This window comes from Rhodopseudomonas parapalustris, assembly GCF_053772255.1.
In genome coordinates, this window is the sequence record NZ_JAMKBZ010000022.1 from 1 (window position 1) to 20,327 (window position 20,327).

At 64.2% G+C, this 20,327-nt stretch carries 16 protein-coding genes; 9 read left to right on the forward strand and 7 right to left on the reverse strand.

Annotated elements, in window-relative coordinates:
• Positions 1–617: 617 nt before the first annotated feature.
• The 6 genes from M9H71_RS17960 to M9H71_RS17985 form a co-directional block, all read right to left on the reverse strand.
• Entirely contained in the window at positions 618–1,391 is a 774-nt protein-coding gene (locus M9H71_RS17960; protein ID WP_164608140.1) for an SDR family NAD(P)-dependent oxidoreductase, read from the reverse strand.
• 312 nt (positions 1,392–1,703) lie between these two features.
• A complete protein-coding gene (pimD, locus tag M9H71_RS17965) occupies positions 1,704–2,846 on the reverse strand; it encodes a pimeloyl-CoA dehydrogenase small subunit (RefSeq protein ID WP_264074258.1) in 1,143 nt (380 codons plus the stop codon).
• Positions 2,847–2,978: 132 nt separating this feature from the next.
• Positions 2,979–4,169 carry a pimeloyl-CoA dehydrogenase large subunit gene (pimC, locus tag M9H71_RS17970; protein WP_455406310.1) on the reverse strand — a complete coding sequence of 397 codons (1,191 nt, stop codon included), beginning with the start codon at positions 4,167–4,169 and terminating at the stop codon, positions 2,979–2,981.
• Between the two features lie 162 nt (positions 4,170–4,331).
• Positions 4,332–5,519 (reverse strand): acetyl-CoA C-acyltransferase, encoded by a 1,188-nt coding sequence (locus M9H71_RS17975; protein WP_455406311.1) that lies wholly within the window; start codon positions 5,517–5,519, stop codon positions 4,332–4,334.
• 35 nt (positions 5,520–5,554) lie between these two features.
• A complete protein-coding gene (gene pimA, locus M9H71_RS17980) occupies positions 5,555–7,204 on the reverse strand; it encodes a dicarboxylate--CoA ligase PimA (protein WP_455406312.1) in 1,650 nt (549 codons plus the stop codon).
• 164 nt (positions 7,205–7,368) lie between these two features.
• Positions 7,369–9,468, reverse strand: coding sequence for a 3-hydroxyacyl-CoA dehydrogenase NAD-binding domain-containing protein (locus tag M9H71_RS17985; protein ID WP_455406313.1), 2,100 nt, complete (start codon positions 9,466–9,468; stop codon positions 7,369–7,371).
• A gap of 132 nt (positions 9,469–9,600) precedes the next feature.
• Between M9H71_RS17985 and M9H71_RS17990 the strand changes: the two genes are divergently transcribed.
• The 8 genes from M9H71_RS17990 (at position 9,601) to M9H71_RS18025 (ending at position 18,391) form a co-directional block, all read left to right on the forward strand.
• A complete protein-coding gene (locus M9H71_RS17990; RefSeq protein WP_455406314.1) occupies positions 9,601–10,467 on the forward strand; it encodes an IclR family transcriptional regulator in 867 nt (288 codons plus the stop codon).
• A gap of 30 nt (positions 10,468–10,497) precedes the next feature.
• Positions 10,498–11,298: an ABC transporter ATP-binding protein gene (locus M9H71_RS17995; RefSeq protein ID WP_455406315.1), complete on the forward strand. Its 801-nt coding sequence runs from the start codon at positions 10,498–10,500 to the stop codon at positions 11,296–11,298.
• On the forward strand, positions 11,295–12,008 hold the full coding sequence (locus M9H71_RS18000; protein WP_455406316.1) for an ABC transporter ATP-binding protein: 714 nt from the start codon (positions 11,295–11,297) through the stop codon (positions 12,006–12,008). The genes M9H71_RS17995 and M9H71_RS18000 overlap by 4 nt, the downstream gene beginning before the upstream one ends.
• Positions 12,009–12,019: 11 nt before the next feature.
• Positions 12,020–12,898 (forward strand): branched-chain amino acid ABC transporter permease, encoded by an 879-nt coding sequence (locus M9H71_RS18005; protein WP_011159259.1) that lies wholly within the window; start codon positions 12,020–12,022, stop codon positions 12,896–12,898.
• A gap of 2 nt (positions 12,899–12,900) precedes the next feature.
• A complete protein-coding gene (locus M9H71_RS18010) occupies positions 12,901–13,920 on the forward strand; it encodes a branched-chain amino acid ABC transporter permease (RefSeq protein ID WP_455406317.1) in 1,020 nt (339 codons plus the stop codon).
• A gap of 208 nt (positions 13,921–14,128) precedes the next feature.
• Positions 14,129–15,358, forward strand: a complete 1,230-nt coding sequence (locus M9H71_RS18015) for an ABC transporter substrate-binding protein (RefSeq protein WP_455406318.1) — start codon at positions 14,129–14,131, stop codon at positions 15,356–15,358.
• 171 nt (positions 15,359–15,529) lie between these two features.
• A complete protein-coding gene (locus tag M9H71_RS18020) occupies positions 15,530–16,768 on the forward strand; it encodes an ABC transporter substrate-binding protein (protein WP_455406319.1) in 1,239 nt (412 codons plus the stop codon).
• A 393-nt stretch (positions 16,769–17,161) separates the two neighbouring features.
• Entirely contained in the window at positions 17,162–18,391 is a 1,230-nt protein-coding gene (locus M9H71_RS18025; protein ID WP_455406320.1) for an ABC transporter substrate-binding protein, read from the forward strand.
• A gap of 99 nt (positions 18,392–18,490) precedes the next feature.
• Here M9H71_RS18025 and M9H71_RS18030 read toward each other — a convergent pair whose 3' ends face one another.
• Positions 18,491–18,991 (reverse strand): YciE/YciF ferroxidase family protein, encoded by a 501-nt coding sequence (locus M9H71_RS18030; RefSeq protein ID WP_455406321.1) that lies wholly within the window; start codon positions 18,989–18,991, stop codon positions 18,491–18,493.
• Between the two features lie 310 nt (positions 18,992–19,301).
• Here M9H71_RS18030 and M9H71_RS18035 point away from each other — a divergent pair, with 310 nt between their 5' ends.
• Entirely contained in the window at positions 19,302–20,270 is a 969-nt protein-coding gene (locus M9H71_RS18035) for a transporter (protein ID WP_455406374.1), read from the forward strand.
• The last annotated feature ends 57 nt before the right edge of the window (positions 20,271–20,327 follow it).

Genomic DNA, 20,327 nt, shown 5'->3' on the forward strand with positions numbered 1-20,327 from the left:
ACCGCCGAAGTCTTTCGTCCGGCCTCAATCCCAGAAAGCCGAAGCCTTCCGAAAACCGAGACCCGCAAGGACTTCGCCGTCCACGTTTCTCTTTCTTCTTCTTCACTTGTCAAACAGCCCGAGATCCAAAGATCTCACTCTCTACTTAAAGAGAGAACCTACCCTTCAACGGCGAAGAAGAGCATCAACCGACAACTATCGGCTGTTGCGTCACTCAACGAAGTGAGGAGCAGTGAAGGCGCCAATTACTCCCGCGATCCAGGGACCGTGGGAGCGCCCGACCGGCGGGCAGCGCGTAGATGTGTGTATAGTCGCCCCCTTCTGGGTCCGCAAGCGGAAAATGAAGGTTTCGCGAAAAACCCGGTTCCGGGAGCAAGGGCCACCACAAGCCGCCCCTGGGGCACCGCAGCTGCACCCCGCATCGACCCGCCGGATATCCCGCAAATATGGGCTTATTCGCGAGGTGACGCCCTCGCCGCTCCTGCCCACACTGTCGGTAGCGACTGTGGATAACTTTCATCGCCGGCTCCGGTTCCGAAGAAATCAGAACCGGGCACCTGCTTTTTTGGCTCGCGTACGCATGGTGCGAACCGCCGACGAGGCGGCTCGAAAGCGTCCTAAACCGACGCCGTGGTGACGCCGCCGTCGATCACGATGGTCTGGCCGGTCATGAACGTCGAAGCATCGGAGCCGAGATAGGCCACCGCGCCGGCGATTTCGTGCGGCTCACCAATGCGGCGCAGCGGCGTGCCGGCGGTGCGGCGCTTCAGATTGGCCTCGTCTTCCCAAAGTGCGCGGGCGAAGTCGGTCTTGACCAACCCCGGCGCGATCGCGTTGACGCGGACGCCCTTCGGGCCCCATTCGCCGGCTAGGCTTCGGCACAGCGCGAAATCGGCCGCCTTGGAGATGCCGTAGGCGCCGATCACGGTGGAGCCGCGCAGGCCCCCAATCGACGAGATGATGACGACCGAGCCCGAGCCACGTTCGGCCATCTGCGGAATCGCGCGAGCGCACAGCCAGATGTTGCTCTTGACGTTCGACGACATGATCTTGTCGAACGCCTCGTCGGCGATATCGAGCAGCGGGCCGTAATACGGGTTCACCGCGGCGTTGCAGACCAGGATGTCGACCTTGCCGTATTTGGCGGTCGCGCCGTCGATCAGCCCGTCGACTTCCGCTTTCCGCGAGATGTTGCAGGCGATGACGTGGGCGTCGCCGCCCTGTTTCCGGATGCCCTCGGCGACTTCTTCGCAGGCGTCGGCCTTGCGGCTCGAGATCACCACCTTGGCGCCGAGCTTGGCCAGCAGCTCCGCCGACGCGCGACCGATGCCGCGCGACGAGCCAGTGACGACGGCGACCTTGCCGGACAGATCGAACGGATTCGTGGTCATGGCGCTACTCCCTGGGGTTTGTTTGTTGTTGATTGTTACTTATGGCGGAACGCGGCAGCCCCGCGTGACCACGTCATGCGCGGGCTTGACCCGCGCATCCATCTGTTCGGGATGGATTGCCGGGCCTTCGCCGCGCCGAAGGGGCTTCGGCCAAGCAGGAGGGTCGAGCCCGGCGATGACAACTGTGTTGCCGTCATTCCGGGCGCGAGCGGAAGCTCGCGAACCCGGAATCCCGAGGTTGTTTGCGCGGCCAAGATTCCGGGTTCGCTCACTTTCGTGAGCGCCCCGGAATGACTCGTTGAGCGACCTGACTCAGATCAGTCCACCGCCCGCGCTGACGCGAGCCAAGTGGTGATCGGTGTCGCCAAACGTCTGCTCGATCATGGTGAGCCGCTTGAAGTAGTGACCGATCTTGGCTTCCATCGTCATGCCGATGCCGCCGTGGAGCTGGATCGACTGCTGACCGACGAACTTGCCGGACTTGCCGATCTGCACCTTCGCGGCGGCGATCGCGCCGGCGCGTTCCTTGGCGTCGTCGAACTCCGCCGCCATGGTGGCGAACATCGCCATCGAGCGAGCCTGTTCGGTGGCGACGAACATGTCGGCGGCGCGATGCTGCAGCACCTGGAAGCTGCCGATCGGCACGCCGAACTGCTTGCGGGTCTTGATGTACTCGACCGTGGTGGTGAGCGATTCATCCATCAGGCCGACCGCTTCGGCGCACAACGCGGTGCGGGCGTCGTCGACCACCGCCTCGATCAGCTCGAGCGCATTTTCCGGATCTCCGATCGCCGCATCGGCGCCGACCTGGACGCCGGTGAAGGTGATGTCGGCGGCGTGCAGCCCGTCCTGGGTCGGATAGCCCTTGCGGGTGATGCCCTTGGCATCGGCCGGCACCAGGAACACGCCGACGCCGGCGCGGTCACGCTGACCGCCCTTGGTGCGGGCGGTGACGATCAGGGTGTCAGCAGCCTCGCCGTTCAGCACCACGAACTTCTCGCCGTCGATCACCCAGCCGTCGCCGTTCTTCTTGGCGGTGGTGGAGACGTCGCCGAGATCCCAGCGCGAGTTCTTTTCGAGCTGGGCAAACGCGAAGGTCTTGGAGCCGTCGATGATGCCGGGCAGATGCGCGGCCTTCTGCGCGGCCGAGCCGGCGCGGCGCAGGAAGCCGCCGCCGATCACCACGGTCGGCAGATAGGGTTCGAGCACCAAAGCGTGGCCGAGCGCTTCCATGACGATCATGGTCTCGACCGCGCCGGCGCCGAAGCCGCCGTCTTCTTCCGAGAACGGCAGGCCGAGCAGACCCTGCTCGGCGAACTTGCCCCACACCGCGCGGCTCCAGCCGCCCTTCTCCTTGGCGTACTTCTTGCGGCTGTCGAAATCGTAAGAGCCCTTCAGCAGGCCTTCGACGCTTTCCTTGAGGAGGCGCTGCTCCTCCGACAAATCAAAATCCATCGTGATGCTTCCTTGAATAGCAAAATCGACCGGGCGTCATTGCGAGGAGCGAAGCGACGAAGCAATCCAGCTTCGAGCGCGTGGCTCTGGATTGCTTCGCTTCGCTCGCAATGACGGAGAGGACGTCGCGCCTTACAGCCCGAGCACCGCCTTGCAGATGATGTTGCGCTGGATCTCGTTGGAGCCGCCGTAGATCGAGACCTTGCGGTTGTTGAAGTAACCGGGGGCGATCTGGGCGGTCCAATCCATCGTCTCGTTGCTGTCGTCGTCGCCGTGGACGTCGTAAGGAGCCGCGAACGGGCCGATCACTTCCATCAGCAGCTCGGTGGTCGCCTGCTGGATCTCGGAGCCCTTGATCTTCAGCACCGAAGACGCCGGGTTCGGTTTGCCCTTGCCGTGCTTGCCTTCATCGGCGACGACGCGGAGCTGGGTGAGCTCGAGCGCCTTCAGCTCGATCTCGACCGCCGCCAGCTTGTCGCGGAACTTGGGATCCTCGATCACCGGCTTGCCGCCGGACTCGACCTGGGCGGCGAGCTGCTTGATGCGGCGGATGCGCTCCTTCGACATGCCGACGCGAGCGATGCCGGTGCGCTCGTTGCCAAGCAGGAACTTGGCGTAGTCCCAGCCCTTGTTCTCCTGGCCGACCAGGTTCTCCAGCGGCACTTCGACGTCATCGAAGAACACTTCGTTGACTTCATGGCCGCCGTCGATGGTCTGGATCGGACGGACGGTGATGCCCTTGGTCTTCATGTCGACCAGGATGAAGGAGATGCCTTCCTGCTTCTTGGCGGCCGGATCGGTGCGGCACAGGCAGAAGATCCAGTCGGCGTGCTGCGCCAGCGTGGTCCAGGTCTTCTGGCCGTTGATGACCCACTTGTCGCCCTTCTTCTCCGCCTTGGTCTTGAGCGACGCGAGGTCGGAGCCCGAGCCCGGCTCGGAGAAGCCCTGGCACCACCAGTCGTCGACATTGGCGATGCGCGGCAGGAAGCGCTTCTTCTGCTCCTCGCTGCCGAAGGTGTAGATCACCGGGCCGACCATCGAGACGCCGAAGGCGAGCGGCTGCGGCGCGGGCGCGGCCTGCAGCTCCTCGTTGAAGATGTAGTGCTGCACGCTGCTCCAGCCGGTGCCGCCATATTCCTTCGGCCAGTGCGTCACCGCCCAGCCCTTCTTGTTGAGGATGCGATACCACTCCACCATCTCTTCTTTGGTGTTGTGGCGGCCCTCGACCAGCTTCTGCCGCGTCTTGGCCGGCACATGGTCCTTGAAGAACTGCCGCACCTCGTCGCGGAACGCGATCTCTTCCTTGCTGAAATTCAGATCCATCGGATCCTCCTTGGGTCGAATTCGTCTACGAAACTATCAACTGTCATTCCGGGGCGCGCGAAGCGCGAACCCGGAATCTCGAGCTGTTGAGTGGTGCCGCAGCCACATCGGGATTCCGAGTTCGCGAGCTACGCTCGCGCCCCGGAATGACTCCCGTGAAGCTTACTGCACAATCTCGAACAGGCCGGCGGAGCCCATGCCGCCGCCAACGCACATCGTCACCACCGCGTACTTCGCCTTGCGGCGGCGGCCTTCGATCAGCGCGTGGCCGGCGAGGCGCGCGCCCGACATGCCGTAGGGATGGCCGACCGAGATCGCGCCGCCGTTGACGTTGAGCTTCTCCGGATCGATGCCGAGCTTGTCGCGGCAGTACAGCACCTGTACGGCGAACGCCTCGTTCAACTCCCAGACGCCGATGTCGTCGACGGTCAGGCCGTGGCGCTTGAGCAGGCGCGGCACCGCGAACACCGGTCCGATGCCCATCTCGTCCGGCTCGCAGCCATGCGAGACCATGCCGCGGAAGATGCCGAGCGGCTTGAGGCCCTTCGCCGCCGCGGTCTTGTCGCTCATGATCACCGTGGCGGAGGCGCCGTCGGAGAGCTGGCTGGCGTTGCCGGCGGTGATGGTGAAGCCCTCGCCGCGCACGGCCTTCAATCCCGCCAGACCTTCAGCGGTGGTTTCCGGCCGCGGGCCTTCGTCCTGCGACAGCGTGATGTCCTTGAACGACACCTCGCCGGTCGCTTTGTCGACGACGCCCATCTTGGTCGAGATCGGCGCGATCTCGTCGTTGAACTTGCCGCCCTGCTGCGCGGCCGCGGTGCGGCGCTGGCTTTCCAGCGAATATTCGTCCTGGCGCTCGCGCGAGATGCCGTAGCGCTTCGCCACGGTTTCGGCGGTGTCGAGCATCGCCATGTAAACATCGCCCTTGATCGCCTGCAGCGCCGGATCGACAGCATGGAAGCCGTTCATCTTGTCGTTCTGCACCAGCGAGATCGACTCGCCGCCGCCGCCAACCGCGATCTCGACGCCGTCGAACAGCACCGAGCGGGCGGCGAGCGCGATCGCCTGCAGGCCGGAGGCACACTGCCGATCGATGGTGGTGCCGGCGGTGGTGACCGGCAGCCCGGCGCGCAGCAGCGCCTTGCGCGCGATGTTGCCGCCGGTGGCGCCCTGCTGCATCGCCGCGCCCATCACCACGTCCTCGACCTCCTTCGGGTCGATGCCGGCACGCTTCACCGCGTGCTCGATGGCGTGGCCGAGCAGCGTGGCGCCCTCGGTGGCGTTGAGGGCGCCGCGATACGCCTTGCCGATCGGCGTGCGCGCGGTGGAAACGATGACGGCGTCGGTCATGGGCAGGCTCCTGCGGTTGCTGTTTTCAATTACTGTTAGGTCTTGGCTGTGGTCTGCTGGCTGCGCAGTTCATGGCGGGACAGTTTGCCCACCGTGGTGCGCGGAAGTTCGTCGCGGAATTCGACCGCGGCGGGCAATTCGTGCTTGCCGAGCTTCCCGGTGAGGAAGTCGCGCAGCTCGTCGATGCTGAACGGCTTGGCGCCGTCGCGCAGCTTGACGAACGCTTTCGCGGCCTCGCCGCGGTAATCGTCCGGAATGCCGATCACGATCACTTCCTGCACCGCCGGGTGCTCGTAGATCGCCTGCTCGATCATCTGCGGATAGACGTTGAAGCCGCCGGAGATGATCATGTCCTTCTTGCGGTCGACCAGGAAAAAGTAACCGTCGGCGTCCATGTAGCCGATGTCGCCGGTGAGAAAGCGGTCGCCGACGAAGCTGTGGGCGGCTTCCTCCGGCCTATTCCAATAGCCTTTGGTGACGTTCGGGCCGCGGACCCGGATCTCGCCGACCTCGCCGGGCTTGAGAACCTTCGAGGTATCGTCGAGCGCGACGACGTCGAGTTCGATGCCCGGCAGCATCAGGCCGATCGAGCCCGGCTTGTCCGGCCCCTCCGGCGGATGGCCGGTGCCAGGCGAGCAGGTCTCGGTCATGCCCCAGCCGCTCTTGAGCGAAAGCCCGGTCTTGCGCTGGAACAGCCGCGCGACCTCGACCGGCAGCGGCGCGCCGCCGGAGCCGGCGGTGACCAGCGACGACAGATCGCGCTTCTCAAGCGACGGATCGTTGGCGAGCGCGATCCACATCGTCGGCACGCCTGGGAACGAGGTGGCGCGCTTCTCCTCGATGTCGCGGAAGATCGAGGCGACGTCGAAGCGCTGATGCAGCGAGATCAGGTCGCCCTGACGCAGGCAGCGAAACAGGATCACGGTGAGCGCGTAGATGTGGAACAGCGGCAGCACGCAGATCACGCGCTCGATCACGCCCTCGCGGCGGCTCGGCGCCCACCAGATGCTGAAGATCGCTTCAGCGGCGGTGAGATTGCCGTGGGTCAGCATCGCGCCCTTGGGCATGCCGGTGGTGCCGCCGGTGTATTGCAGCAGCGCGATATCGTCGGGCGACACGCTCGGCCACGACATCGGTTTCAAGGTGTCCTTGACGAAGTCGGCGTAAGTAATCACCCGCGGATCGTTCGGCAGCGGCACTTGCGGCGTGCCGGCGGCACCCCAATCGTCGTCGGCGCAAACGATCAGCCGGTCGAGCAGTCCCTTCTCCAGGAACTTCGTGGCCATCGGCAGCAGCGCCGCGGAGTTGGTGGTGATCAGCACCCTCGCGCCGGAATCGGTCAGCTTGTGCGACAGCGCCCGCTCGCCGTCGAGCGGCGACAGATGCACCACGCGAGCGCCGGCTTTCAGCGCGCCGAAGAAGTTGATCGGATGGTCCGGGGTGTTGCCGAGGAACAGCGCGACCGAGCAGTCGCGGCCGTACCCCGCAGCGAGCAGCGCGGCGGCGGCGGTCTCGGCCATCGCCTCGAGCTTGGTGTAGGTGATCTGTCGGTCGCGGAATTCGAGCGCGGGTCGCGCGCCGTAGTCCTTCGCCGCCTGCGCCAGCAGATCGACCAGCGTGCCGCGCGGAATCGGCACGTCCCAGCGGATTCCAGGGGGATAGAACTGTTCGCCGGGTTTGGACATGCCACCAACCATTGCTGAGTGAACTAAGGATTGTTCCGAAGCGAGGCGAGCGTACCTCCCCTCCCCTTGCGGGGAGGGGTCGGGGATGTGGGTCCACGACGACAACCTATCCCTCGTGGCGCCCTCACCCCGGCCCTCTCCCGCAAGCGGGAGAGGGAGAACGATCACGCAGCCGCCTTGCTCGGCTGGCCGATCGAAGCGAAGGTCTTGCCTTCGTCGGCGAGCTTCTTCAGCAGCGGCGCCGGCTCCAGCGACGGATCGTTGGTGGCCTTGGCATACGCGCTGAGCCGGTCGGCGATGTGCTTGAGGCCGACGCTGTCCGCATAGTGCATCGGGCCGCCGCGATAGATCGGCCAGCCGTAGCCGTAAAGCCAGACGACATCGATGTCGCTCGGCCGCGCCGCGATCTTCTCCTCGAGGATGCGGGCGCCCTCGTTGATCATCGGGTACACCATCCGCTCGAGGATCTCCTCGTCGGTGATATCGCGGCGCTTGAGACCGAGCTTGGCAAGGGTGTCGTTGATCAGCGTCTCGACTTCCGGATCGGGCATCGGCGCGCGCGAGCCGGCTTCGTACTTGTAGTAGCCCTTGCCGGTCTTCTGACCGAAGCGGCCGGCTTCGCACAGCGCATCCGCGATCTCCGACTTGATGCCGCGGTCCTTGCGCGAACGCCAGCCGATATCGAGACCGGCGAGATCGCCCATCGCGAACGGGCCCATCGGCATGCCGAACTTGGTGACCACGGCGTCGACCTGCTGCGGCAGCGCGCCTTCGAACAACAGCTTCTCGGACTGCTTGGAACGGGCCGCGAGCATACGGTTGCCGACGAAGCCATCGCAGACGCCGACCACGACCGGCACCTTGGCGATCTTCTTGGAGATCGACACCGCCGTGAGCAGCGCGTCCGGCGCGGTCTTGGCGCCGCGCACGATCTCGCACAGCTTCATGACGTTGGCCGGCGAGAAGAAGTGCATGCCGAGCACGTCCTGCGGACGCTTGGTGACGGCGGCGATGTCGTCGATGTTGAGATAGGACGTGTTGGACGCGAGCACCGCGCCCGGCTTGGCGTGGGCGTCGATCGCGGTGAACACTTCCTTCTTCACCGCCATGGTTTCGAACACCGCCTCGATCACCAGATCGGCGTCCTTGACGTTCTCGAGGCCGACCACACCGGTGATCAGCGCCATCCGCTTGGCCGGCGCGTCCGCCGGAATGCCGCCGCGCGCCGCGGTGGCTTCCCAGTTCTTCTGCATGATGCCGAGGCCGCGCTTGAGCTGCTCCTCGCCGGTCTCGATCAGTGTCACCGGAATGCCGGCATTGGCGAACGACATCGCGATGCCGCCACCCATGGTGCCGGCTCCGATGATCGCGACGCGCGACACCGCGCGCGGCTTGGTGCCGGCCGGTACGCCGTCGACCTTGGCGGCTTCACGCTCGGCGAAGAACGCGTAGCGCTGCGCCTTCGACTGGTCGGAGACGAGCAGCTTCATGAAGCCCTCGCGCTCCTTCTTCATGCCCTCGTCGAACGGCAGATCGATCGCGGCGCCGATCGCATCGGCACAGGCGAACGGCGCTTCGAGGCCGCGCGCCTTCTTGGTGATCGCCGCGACCGCATTGGTGAAGATCGAACGATCGGCCTTCGCGGCGGCGAGCTTGGAGTCGTCGTCGCGCAGCCGGCGCAGCGGGCGCTTGTCGGCCAGCACCTTCTTGGCGAACGCAACTGCGCCCGCGACCAGGTCATCGACGATCTCTTCGACCAGACCGTGCTTCAGCGCTTCGGCCGCACCGATCGGGTTGCCGCCGACGATCATCTGCACCGCCAGCTCGGGACCGACCGCGCGCGGCAGCCGCTGCGTGCCGCCGGCACCCGGCAACAGTCCGAGCTTGACCTCGGGGAGACCCAACTTAGCTTCCTTCACCGCGACCCGGAAATGACAGCCGAGCGCGACTTCGAGACCTCCACCGAGCGCTGTGCCGTGAATAGCTGCGATGGTCGGCTTCGATGAATTCTCGAGGGCAGCGATGACGTCGGTGAGCGCCGGCGGCTGCGCCGGCTTACCGAACTCGGTGATGTCGGCACCTGCAATGAAGGTGCGGCCCGCGCACACCAGCACGATCGCCTGCACGTCCGAATCCGCGACGGCGGCGTTGACGTTTTCCAGAATGCCGCGGCGAACAGCCGCACTCAGCGCATTGACCGGCGGACTGTCCACAGTGACGATCGCGACCTGATCCTGCGTTGCGCGTGTGACTACTTCGCTCATGCCGTTACTCCTTGGGTTTCCGTTTCTTGGTTCGTTTCGCACTGCGAAAATTAATTCCACATCTTGACATCGAGGGTTATTTTGAAGAGCGTCGATTGTCAACGACGTCCATAAAACGAAACGCGTGCAGGGATGAAGCGTCCGCTCAAGAAAACCGCCACCGACCGCAGTTTCGTCGTCGCTCTGGCGCGCGGACTGGAGGTGTTGCGTGCGTTCGGCCCCAACGACGGATTGCTCGGCAATCAGGAGTTGGCGGCACGCACCAAGCTTCCCAAGCCGACGATCTCGAGGCTGACCTACACCCTCACCAAGCTCGGCTATCTGACGCAGGTCCCGCGGTTCGAGAAGTATCAACTCGCTCCGGCGGCGATGTCGCTCGGTTACGCGGCGGTGGCCAATCTCGGGCTGCGTCATTTGTCACAGCCCTTCCGCGACGAATTGATGCAGCAGACCGGCGGCGCTGTCGCGGTCGGCGCGCGCGATCGTCTCAGCATGATCTATGTCGGACAGGCGCGATCGAGTCTCACCGTCGGCGTGCAACTCGACGTCGGTTCGCGCATTCCGATCGCCACCACCGCGATGGGCCGCGCCTATCTGTGTGCGCTGCCGCATGAAGAACGCGCGGTTTTGATGAGGGAAATGCGCGAGTATTACGGCAGCCGCTGGCCGCGCATCAAAGACGGGATCGAGCGATCCGAAGAAATGGTGGAAAAGCGCGGCTTCGCGATTTCGATCGGCGAGTGGCAGGACGACGTGCACGCGGCTGGCGTCGCAATGACTCTGAACGACGGCACCGGGACCTACGCATTCAACTGCGGCGCGCCGGCTTTCCGTTTCACGGAAGACCGGCTGATCAACGACATTGGACCTCGTCTCGTGGCGATGGTAAGGAAAATCGAAGCGGCGCTCGGGGGAGTAGCTGCGCCGCAACCAAGAAAATCCGATAACAAAAGAACAAAAGGAGGGAAAGTTGCGCGTGTCGTCGAGGGGATCAGGTAGCAAGTCGCTGCCTCGACCGGGCTGCTGCAAATGACGCAGGCTCAGGTTTCGTCTTCCGCGTCACCGCTTCTTGCGGTGCGCGACGTCAGCGTCGTGTTCGGTGGCATCGTCGCCCTGAACGGCATTTCTTTCAACATGCAGAAGGGACAGATCCTCGGCTTGATCGGCCCGAACGGCGCCGGCAAGACCACGCTGTTCAATTGCCTGTCGCGGCTGTATCAGCCGAGCAAGGGTGACATCCTGCTCGAAGGCGAGAGCATTCTGACCCGGCCGCCGCATCGCATCGCGGAGATCGGCATCGGTCGCACGTTCCAGAACGTCGCGCTGTTTCCCAACATGTCGGTGATCGACAACGTGCGCGTCGGTGCGCATTGCCGCACCAACAGCGACATCGTCTCGGATTCGCTGCGGATGCCGTGGATCCGCAGCAGCGAGAAGGCGCTGAACAAGAAGGTCGACGACATCCTCGGATATCTCGAGCTGCGCAACGTCGCCCACACCACGGTGTCGGGTTTGCCGTTCGGAACGCAGAAGCGCGTCGAGCTGGCGCGGGCGCTCGCGGCCGAGCCGAAGATCCTGCTGCTGGACGAGCCCGCCGGCGGCCTCAACCACGAGGAAGTCTACATCCTCGGCGACCTGGTTCGTCGCATCCGCGACGATCGCGGCATCACCGTGCTGCTGGTCGAACACCACATGGGCATGGTGATGTCCACCGCCGACTACGTTGTCGCGCTCAATTTCGGCCGCAAGCTCGCAGAGGGAACACCCACGCAGGTGCAGAACGACCCGGATGTGATCAAAGCCTATCTGGGGAGCAAGGACGAACAATGACCGCGATGCTCAACGTTCGCGACCTGCGCGCCTATTACGGCCAGGTCCAAGCGCTGCACGGGCTCGAATTCGAACTGCACGAAGGCAGCCTCACCACCCTGCTCGGCGCCAACGGTGCCGGCAAGACCACCACGCTGCGGGCGATCTGCAACATGGTGCGCTCGACCGGCTCCATCCAGTTCGAGGGCAAGACCATCAACAAGAGCTCGACGGAATCCATCGTCAAGCTCGGTATCGCCCACGTTCCGCAGGGCCGCGGCACCTTCACCACGATGACCGTGGAGGAGAACCTGCAGCTCGGTGCGATGACCCGCAAGGACACCAAGGCGATCGCCTCGGACATCGAGCGGATGTACGCACACTTCCCGGTGCTCAAGCAGCGCCACACCCAGCAGGCCGGCACGCTGTCCGGCGGTGAGCAGCAGATGCTCGCGGTCGCCCGCGCGCTGATGCTTCGGCCGCGGCTGATGCTACTCGACGAACCCTCGTTCGGCCTCGCCCCGCTGATCGTGCGGGATCTGTTCAAGATCCTCGGCAAGATCAACCGCGAGGACAAGGTCACCATCCTGGTGGTCGAACAGAACGCCCAGCTCGCGCTCGAACTCGCCGACAAGGCGTATGTGATCGAGACCGGGCGGATCGTGATGTCTGGTAGCGCGGCGGAGATCGCCAGCAACGAAGACGTTCGCAAATCGTACCTGGGTTATTGAGGAGACCGGCCGTGGATCTGTTTCTGAACCAAATCCTGGCTGGCATCGCCACCGGAGCGATCTATGCCTGCATGGCGCTCGCCGTGGTGATGATCTACCAGGCGATCGACCATCTGAACTTCGCGCAAGGCGAAATGGCGATGTTTTCGACCTTCGTCGCCTGGCAGTTGATGCAATGGGGCGTGCCGTATTGGGGCGCGTTCGTGCTGACGCTGGCATTCTCGTTCGCCGGCGGCGTCATCATCGAGCGGGCGTTGTTCAAACCGCTCGGCAATGCGCCGGTGCTGACCCACGTCGCGGGCTTCATCGCCCTGTTCGCGATCATCAATTCGGTCGCGGGACTGACCTGGGACTTCACCATCAAGCAGTTCCCGTCGCCGTTCGGCTCCTCGCCGTTCCTCGGCAGCCAGTTGATCTCGACCCATCAGGCCGGAATGATCGGCGTCACCATCGTGCTGCTGATCCTGCTGTTTCTGTTCTTCCAGTACACCAGGATCGGTCTGGCGATGCGTGCTGCGGCGTCGCAGCCTGAATCGGCGCGGCTCGTCGGCATCAATACCTCGTGGATGATCGCCCTCGGCTGGGGCATGGCGGCCGCGATCGGCTCGATCGCAGGCATGCTGATCGCGCCGGTGGTGTTCCTCGAGCCCAACATGATGGGCGGCGTGCTGATCTACGGCTTCGCCGCGGCGGTGCTCGGCGGTCTGTCCAGCCCGTTCGGTGCGGTTGTCGGCGGCTTCCTGGTCGGCGTGTTCGAGAATCTCGCCGGCACCTACATCCCGGGTGTCGGTAACGAGCTCAAACTGCCGATCGCGCTGGCGCTGATCGTCACCGTTCTCGTCGTGAAACCCACTGGCCTGTTCGGCCGCACCATCGTCAAGCGAGTCTGAACATGAGTGCACTCCAGGAAGTCGTCAACGACACCCAGCCGGTCGAGACCACGCCGAAGAAGTACATGGCGCTGAGCACCACAGCCTCTGTCGTGGTCGTGCTGTTGCTCTGTCTCGCCCCGCTGCTCGCCAAGAACTTCGTCATCTTCCAGTTGACGATGGTTCTGATCTACGCCATCGCCGTGCTGGCGTTGAACATCCTCACCGGCGGCTCCGGCCAGTTCTCGCTCGGCCAGAGCGCGTTCTATGCGGTCGGCGCCTACACCTCGGCCATCCTGATGGAGAACTTCGGCGTCAACTACGCGTTGACGCTGCCGATCTCCGGCGCGATCTGCTTCCTCTGCGGCTATCTGTTCGGCCTGCCGGCGCTGCGGTTGTCCGGCATTTATCTGGCGCTCGCGACCTTCGCGCTCGCCACCGCGATGCCGCAACTGCTCAAGCTGCACTACTTCGAGCATTGGACCGGCGGCGTTCAGGGTCTGGTCATCACCAAGCCGGACGCTCCGTTCGACCTGCCGATGTCGCAGGACATGTGGCTGTACTACTTCGTGCTGGCGGTCTCGATGGTGATCTACGTCGCCTCGGTCAACCTGCTGAAGTCGCGCTCGGGCCGGGCGATGATGGCGATCCGCGACAACGAAATCGCCGCTTCGGCGATGGGCGTCGACGTGGCTCGCTACAAGACGCTGGCGTTCGGCGTCAGCGCTGGAATCACCGGCGTCGCCGGTGGTCTCGGCGCTATCGCGGTGCAGTTCGTGGCGCCGGACAGCTACACGATCCAGCTCGCGATCGCGCTGTTCCTGGGCATGGTGGTCGGCGGCGTCGGCTGGCTGCCGGGCTCGATCGTCGGTGCGGCGTTCATCGTGTTCGTGCCGAACATCGCCGAAGAGTTCTCCAAGGGGCTCTCCGGCGCGGTGTTCGGGGTGATCCTGGTGCTGATCATCTTCCTGCTGCCGCACGGCTCGCGGCAGATCGCCTACACGGTGCAGAACTGGGTGCACAAACTCGGCCGGCGGGGATAAACCGCCCGCACCGCCCACTCCCGGCCCCTCGCGACCCGCTCGCGAGGGGCTTTTTCTTTGGCCGCCGGTCGTCCCTCGCCAGCCCGCCTCTGCGCTGCCGGCGGGGCCCTTGCCCGATCGGAGGGTGTCGCGTCAGCCGGCGCGGGCGTATGCAGGAGGCCAACGAGGCGCGCGGCCAGCGCGCGCCGCTCAACCATCCGATCGCGCCATGTCCTCTGTTGTGTTTCGCCGGTCGCGCCGACATGCGTTGCTGGCGCTGTCCGCCGCGGTTCTCACCCTCGCCTCGCCGGCACGCGGCGAAACTCCCGCCGGGAGCGACGACCGCGTCACCCGGGTCGGCAATCTGATGCCGTATTCCGGGCCAGCCTCGGCCTATTCGATCGTCGGCCGGATCGAGCAGGCCTATTTCAAGATGATCAACGACCAGGGGGGCATCAACGGCCGCCGGATCGAATTCATCTCCTACGACGACGCCTACAATCCGGCCAAGGCCGTCGAGCAGGTGCGCAAGCTGGTCGAACGCGACCAGGTGCTGCTGGTGTTCAGCGCGATGGGCACGCCGACCAACGCTGCTATCCAGAAATATCTCAATCTCAAGCAGGTGCCGCAATTGTTCGCCGCCAGCGGCGCCACCCGGTTCGGCGATCCGCAGGCGTTCCCGTGGACCATGGGCTGGCAGCCGCCCTACCAGAGCGAGGGACGGGTCTACGCCAAATATATCCTCGCCACCCGTCCGCAGGGCCGGATCGCGGTGCTCTACCAGAACGACGATCTCGGCCGCGACCTGCTGAAAGGCCTCAAGGACGGGCTCGGCGACAAGGCCGCGATGATCGTCCTGGAGGAGAGCTACGAAGTCGCCGAGCCTTCGGCCGACAATCACATCGCGCGAATGAAGGCGTCGGGCGCCGACGTATTCGTCTCGATCACCACGCCGAAATTCGCCGCCCAGAGCATCAAGGCCGCCGCCGCGCTCGACTGGCATCCGCTCTACGTGCAGACGCTGGTGTCGGCCTCGATCGCCGCGGTGCTGCGGCCCGCAGGACTCGATGCTTCCCAGGGGCTGGTATCGGCGGCTTACAACAAGGACGCGGCCGATCCGCAGTGGCGTGACGACGCCGGCATGAAACGGTTCCACGCCTTCCTCGACGCCTACGCGCCGGATGTCGACCGCGGCGACAATTCGGTGGTTTACGGCTATGGGGCCGCACAATGCCTGGTCGAAGTGCTGCGCCGCGCCGGCGACGATCTCAGCCGCGCCAACATCATGAAGCAGGCCGCCAGCCTTCAGGGCTTTGCTCCCGACACGCTGCTCCCAGGCATCATCGTGGCCACCGCACCCGACGATTTCCATCCGATCGAGCAATTGCGAATGATGCGGTTCTCCGGCGACCATTGGGAACTGTTCGGCCCGGTGATCGACGGCAGGCTGCGCGACTAACTCCGCGCATTCAGAGCCCCGGCAAAACTCCGCCGGGCGGGATAATATCGCCGCCGTCGCGCCGATTTCCCTTGTCGCGGCTTTTAGTTGCTGCAACCGCGAGAACCGTGTTCAATTGGCTCCGGACCTCGAAGTCCACAAAAAGAATCGAAAATCCCAAGGAGCCTATTGATGCCCGCCTTCCGTTCGGGCGCGTTTGCCGTTTCGGCAGCCGTCGCCGTCAGTTTCGCCGCTTTCACCGGCACCGCCTTCGCCCAAAAGAAATACGACACCGGTGCGTCCGACACCGAGATCAAGATCGGCAACATCATGCCCTATTCGGGCCCGGCCTCCGCCTACGGCACCATCGGCAAGACCGAGGAAGCCTATTTCCGGATGATCAACGACCAAGGCGGCATCAACGGCCGCAAGATCAACTTCATCAGCTACGACGACGCCTACTCGCCGCCGAAGGCCGTCGAACAGGCGCGCAAGCTGGTCGAGAGCGACGAAGTGCTGGCGGTGTTCAATCCGCTCGGCACGCCGTCCAACACCGCGATCCAGAAGTATCTCAACGCCAAGAAGGTACCGCAACTGTTCGTCGCCACCGGCGCCAGCAAGTGGAACGATCCGAAGCACTTCCCGTGGACGATCGGCTGGCAGCCGTCGTACCAGAGCGAATCTCAGATCTACGTCAAGTACATCCTGAAGGAGAAGCCGAACGCCAAGGTGGCGATCCTCTATCAGAACGACGACTTCGGGAAGGACTACCTCAAGGGCACGCTCGACGGCTTCGGCGACAAGGCCAAGTCGATGGTGATCGCCGAGGAGGCCTACGAGATCTCCGAGCCGTCCATCGACGGGCACATCGTCAAGCTAAAGGCCCTCAATCCCGACGTGCTGCTGATCTACACCACACCGAAATTCGGCGCGCAGACTATTCGCAAGACCGCCGAGCTCGGCTGGAAGCCGATGCAGATCCTGACCAACGTCTCCGCCTCGGTCGGCAGCGTAATGAAGCCCGCCGGGTTCGACAACTCGCAGGGCGTGCTGTCGGCCGCCTACGCCAAGGACCCGACCGACCCGCAGTGGGACAACGATCCGAAGTTCAAGAACTGGCACGCGTTCGTCGACAAGTACATGCCGGGCGCCAGCAAGTCCGACAGCAACATGGTGTATGGCTACGGCGCCGCCGCCACGCTGGTCGAGGTGCTGAAGCGGTGCGGCGACGACCTGACCCGCGCCAACGTGATGAAGCAGGCGGCAAGCCTGAAGGATTTCGAGCCCGACACGCTGCTCCCGGGCATCAAGATCAACACCTCGCCGACCGACTTTGCCCCGATCAGCCAGTTGCAGATGATGCGGTTCAAGGGCGAGCGTTGGGAACTGTTCGGCGACATCATCTCCGCCGATAGCGCCGCATCGCGCTGATCACCGACTAAGACCTACACCTGGCATTCGACCGAGCCCCCCGGCAAGCCATTGCCGGGGGGCTTTGCTTTGCCGCGAACCGAATCGCCGGATCTGACCGCGACTGCAGCAATCGACCGCGACCGGCCGCCACCGCACCAACGCCCCCCGCACGCCACAACCGAGACTGGCGGGTGCAATGCACCAAGACCCTACACGACAGCGTATCAGGTAGTTCTACCAGGATGATTAGTTCGCGAATGGTTACTTCGCATTGCAACAACACGATTGAGCGACTGTGATTACCGAACGCAGCTTGCTGCAAACTCCCGGAAGGTGTTCAATGTCGTCGAAAGGCCGACAAGAGCCTGCAATCGACACAACAATCACAGATCCAAGAAAAGGGAGTCAAAAATGCTTTCACTCCGTTCGCACGCGGCTGCGCTTTCCGCGGCAGTTCTCGTCAGTTTCGCAGCCTCGAACGGCGCGCTCGCGCAGAAGAAATACGATCCCGGCGTGAGCGATACCGAGATCAAGATCGGCAACATCATGCCTTACAGCGGCCCGGCGTCCGCCTACGGCGTGATCGGGCGCACCGAAGCCGCCTACTTCAAGATGATCAACGACAAGGGGGGCATCAACGGGCGCAAGATCAACTTCATCAGCTACGACGACGCCTATTCGCCCCCGAAGACCGTGGAGCAGGCGCGCAAGCTGGTCGAGAGCGACGACGTCCTGCTGATCTTCAATTCGCTCGGCACCCCGCCGAACTCGGCGATCCACAAATACATGAACAGCAAGAAGGTGCCGCAACTGTTCGTCGCCACCGGCGCCAGCAAGTGGAACGACCCGAAGAACTACCCCTGGACGATGGGCTGGCAACCGAACTACCAGAGCGAGACGCAGATCTACGCCAAGTACATCATCAAGAACATGCCGAACGCCAAGATCGCCGTGCTGTACCAGAACGACGACTACGGCAAGGACTATCTGAAGGGCTTCGAGGACGGCCTCGGTCCCAAGCACGCTTCGATGATCGTGATGAAGGAGAGTTACGAGGTCTCTGAGCCGACCATCGACAACCACATCGTCAAGCTGAAGTCGACTGGCGCCGACGTGTTCATCAACATCACGACGCCGAAATTCGCCGCCCAGGCGATCAAGAAGCTGGCCGAGATCGGCTGGAAGCCGACGCACTTTCTCAACAATGTGTCGGCCTCGGTCGGCAGCGTGATCAGGCCGGCCGGCTACGACAACGCGCAAGGCATCATCTCGGCCGCCTATCTGAAGGACGTCTCAGACGATCAGTGGAAGAACGACCCTGGCATGAAGGACTTCATCGCCTTCATGGATAAGGAGTTCCCGGAGGGCAACAAGCTCGACGGCGGCACCGTGGTCGGCTACGGCGTGGCGCAGACTCTGGTCGAAGTGCTGAAAAAGTGCGGAGACAACCTCACCCGCGCCAACGTCATGAAGCAGGCCGCCAGCCTGAAGGACTTCCGCACCGAAGTGCTGCTGCCGGGCATCAAGATCAACACCTCGCCGACCGACTTCGCACCGATCAGCCAGTTGCAGCTTCAGCGCTTCAAGGGCGAGAAGTGGGAGCTGTTCGGCGACGTCATCAGCGCCGACGTCGGCGGCTGAGCCGTCACGCACCGACCTGCACGCTGAAGCCCCGGGCGATCACGCCCGGGGCTTCGTCGTTTCATCCGCCCGTGGTCGACCGATGGCCGGCGCCAGCGATCACGCCGCCGCGGCCAAATTGACGGCGCTTTCGGCCAGCTTGGTCAGACTCTGGTCGGTGGTCTTTTCCTGCTGCAGGGTCTGGTCGATCAGCTTGGCCGCATCCTTCATGCCGAGCTGGATCGCCCATTGCTTCAGCGTGCCGTAGCGGGAGATCTCGTAGTGCTCGACCGCCTGAGCGGCGGCGAGCAGGCCGGCATCGAGCGCCTCGGTGCCCTTGTATTCCTCCATGATCTCCTTGCCCTCGTCGATGATGCCGAGGATCGCGTCGCAGGTCTTGCCGCGGGCCGGCTTCTCCAGGAGTTCGAACACCTGCTCCAGCCGCTCGATCTGACCTTCGGTTTCGTCGCGATGCTTCTCGAACGCCGCGCGCAGCTTGTCGGAAGTGGCGGCCTTCGCCATCTTCGGCAGCGCCTTGAGGATCTGCTTCTCGGCGAAATAGATGTCCTTCAAAGTATCGAGGAACAGGTCGTTGAGGTCCTTGTCCTTGGTCCCAGCCATATGCGTACTCTCCATGAAATCGCGAGTGAGGGGGCTTCCTCTCCCGCCCAACGCGAGCTTCGGTCGATCGTTCCTACGGTACCGCTGTCATCCAACTGTCAAATCACTGCGGCACAGTCGTCGTCCTGCTGCGAGGTGCGCATGATTTCCGAAACGTCCGGTCCAATGACCGCCATGGCCGCGGCCGGGCACAGCGTGCGGCGACATCCGGACTGACGCGATGTCCGTTCCCCTGCCCCGCAACCGCGCGATCGCCGACCGCTTCGGCGACACGCCCCAACCGCTGGCCGACGGCGCGTCAGGAGCGCGAATGCCGGTGCCCGGCCTGGTATGGGCGTTCCGGATCGACGCCGCTGGCGTGGCGCAGCCGTTGCCGCACGAAGATCCGTTCAACTTCGAGCAGGACGGCTGGTACTGGCTGCATTTCAATCTGGCCGACTCGCGCGCCCAGCTCTGGCTGGCGGAACTCGCGCTGCCGCCGCCGGCGCGAGCGCTGCTGCAATCGAAGGACACGTATCAGCAGCTCCATAGCGTCGATCGCTGCGTCTACGGCGTGATCGCCGACCTGATGCGCGACATCGCCGACGCCACCGAGGACGCCGGGTTCCTGCGTTTCGTGATGACCGAGCGACTGCTGATCACCGGCCGCTATCAGGCGTTGTGCGCGGTGGACACCGCGCGGCGGGCGCTCGAGCGCGGACTCCGGGTCGATCATTGCGCAGCGTTGTTCGAGGTGATCGTTCACAATGTCGCCGATGCGATGGAGAGCATCACCGACAATGTCGGCGAAACGCTGGACCGGATCGAAGACAAGCTATTGTCCGAGGACACCGACGATCTGCGCCAGGGCCTCGGCCGGCTGCGCCGCACCTGCGTGCGGCTGCATCGCCATTTGTCCGGCCTGCGCGTCGTGCTGCACCGGTTCGATCGCGACCGCGGCGACGACCTGCCCCCGTCGCTGCGGCCCCACGCCGGCAAGCTCGCGCAGCGGCTCGATGGGCTCGACCGCACCGTGACTGAAATGCGCGAACGCAGCCGGCTACTGCAGGAAGAACTGCACCTGCAGATCGAAGAACAGGGCAACAACAGCCTGCGGGTGCTGTCGGTTTTGACCGCGCTGCTGCTGCCGCCGACCCTGGTCACCGGGATGTTCGGGATGAACCTGCACGGCCTACCGTTCTCCGAAGACGGCGGCGGCTTCGGCTGGGCCATCCTGATCATGCTGCTGTCGTCGTTCGTCGCCTATGTGGTGATGAAGCGCTTCGGCCTGATCAGGTAGTTCCGGTGTATCTCCCCTCCCACTCCCCGCCGCGCCTTGCGGCGCTCCGCCGGCCTG

Coding starts and splice junctions, on each gene's coding strand:
- pimC (WP_455406310.1), bottom strand. CDS start 4,169: ATGGATCTGAATTTCAGCAAGGAAGAGATCGCGTTCCGCGACGAGGTG.
- M9H71_RS18000 (WP_455406316.1), top strand. CDS start 11,295: ATGACCGCGATGCTCAACGTTCGCGACCTGCGCGCCTATTACGGCCAG.
- M9H71_RS18030 (WP_455406321.1), bottom strand. CDS start 18,991: ATGGCTGGGACCAAGGACAAGGACCTCAACGACCTGTTCCTCGATACT.
- pimD (WP_264074258.1), bottom strand. CDS start 2,846: ATGGATTTTGATTTGTCGGAGGAGCAGCGCCTCCTCAAGGAAAGCGTC.
- pimA (WP_455406312.1), bottom strand. CDS start 7,204: ATGTCCAAACCCGGCGAACAGTTCTATCCCCCTGGAATCCGCTGGGAC.
- M9H71_RS17960 (WP_164608140.1), bottom strand. CDS start 1,391: ATGACCACGAATCCGTTCGATCTGTCCGGCAAGGTCGCCGTCGTCACT.
- M9H71_RS18015 (WP_455406318.1), top strand. CDS start 14,129: ATGTCCTCTGTTGTGTTTCGCCGGTCGCGCCGACATGCGTTGCTGGCG.
- M9H71_RS18025 (WP_455406320.1), top strand. CDS start 17,162: ATGCTTTCACTCCGTTCGCACGCGGCTGCGCTTTCCGCGGCAGTTCTC.
- M9H71_RS17985 (WP_455406313.1), bottom strand. CDS start 9,468: ATGAGCGAAGTAGTCACACGCGCAACGCAGGATCAGGTCGCGATCGTC.
- M9H71_RS17975 (WP_455406311.1), bottom strand. CDS start 5,519: ATGACCGACGCCGTCATCGTTTCCACCGCGCGCACGCCGATCGGCAAG.
- M9H71_RS18035 (WP_455406374.1), top strand. CDS start 19,302: ATGCCGGTGCCCGGCCTGGTATGGGCGTTCCGGATCGACGCCGCTGGC.
- M9H71_RS18020 (WP_455406319.1), top strand. CDS start 15,530: ATGCCCGCCTTCCGTTCGGGCGCGTTTGCCGTTTCGGCAGCCGTCGCC.
- M9H71_RS17995 (WP_455406315.1), top strand. CDS start 10,498: ATGACGCAGGCTCAGGTTTCGTCTTCCGCGTCACCGCTTCTTGCGGTG.
- M9H71_RS18010 (WP_455406317.1), top strand. CDS start 12,901: ATGAGTGCACTCCAGGAAGTCGTCAACGACACCCAGCCGGTCGAGACC.
- M9H71_RS17990 (WP_455406314.1), top strand. CDS start 9,601: ATGAAGCGTCCGCTCAAGAAAACCGCCACCGACCGCAGTTTCGTCGTC.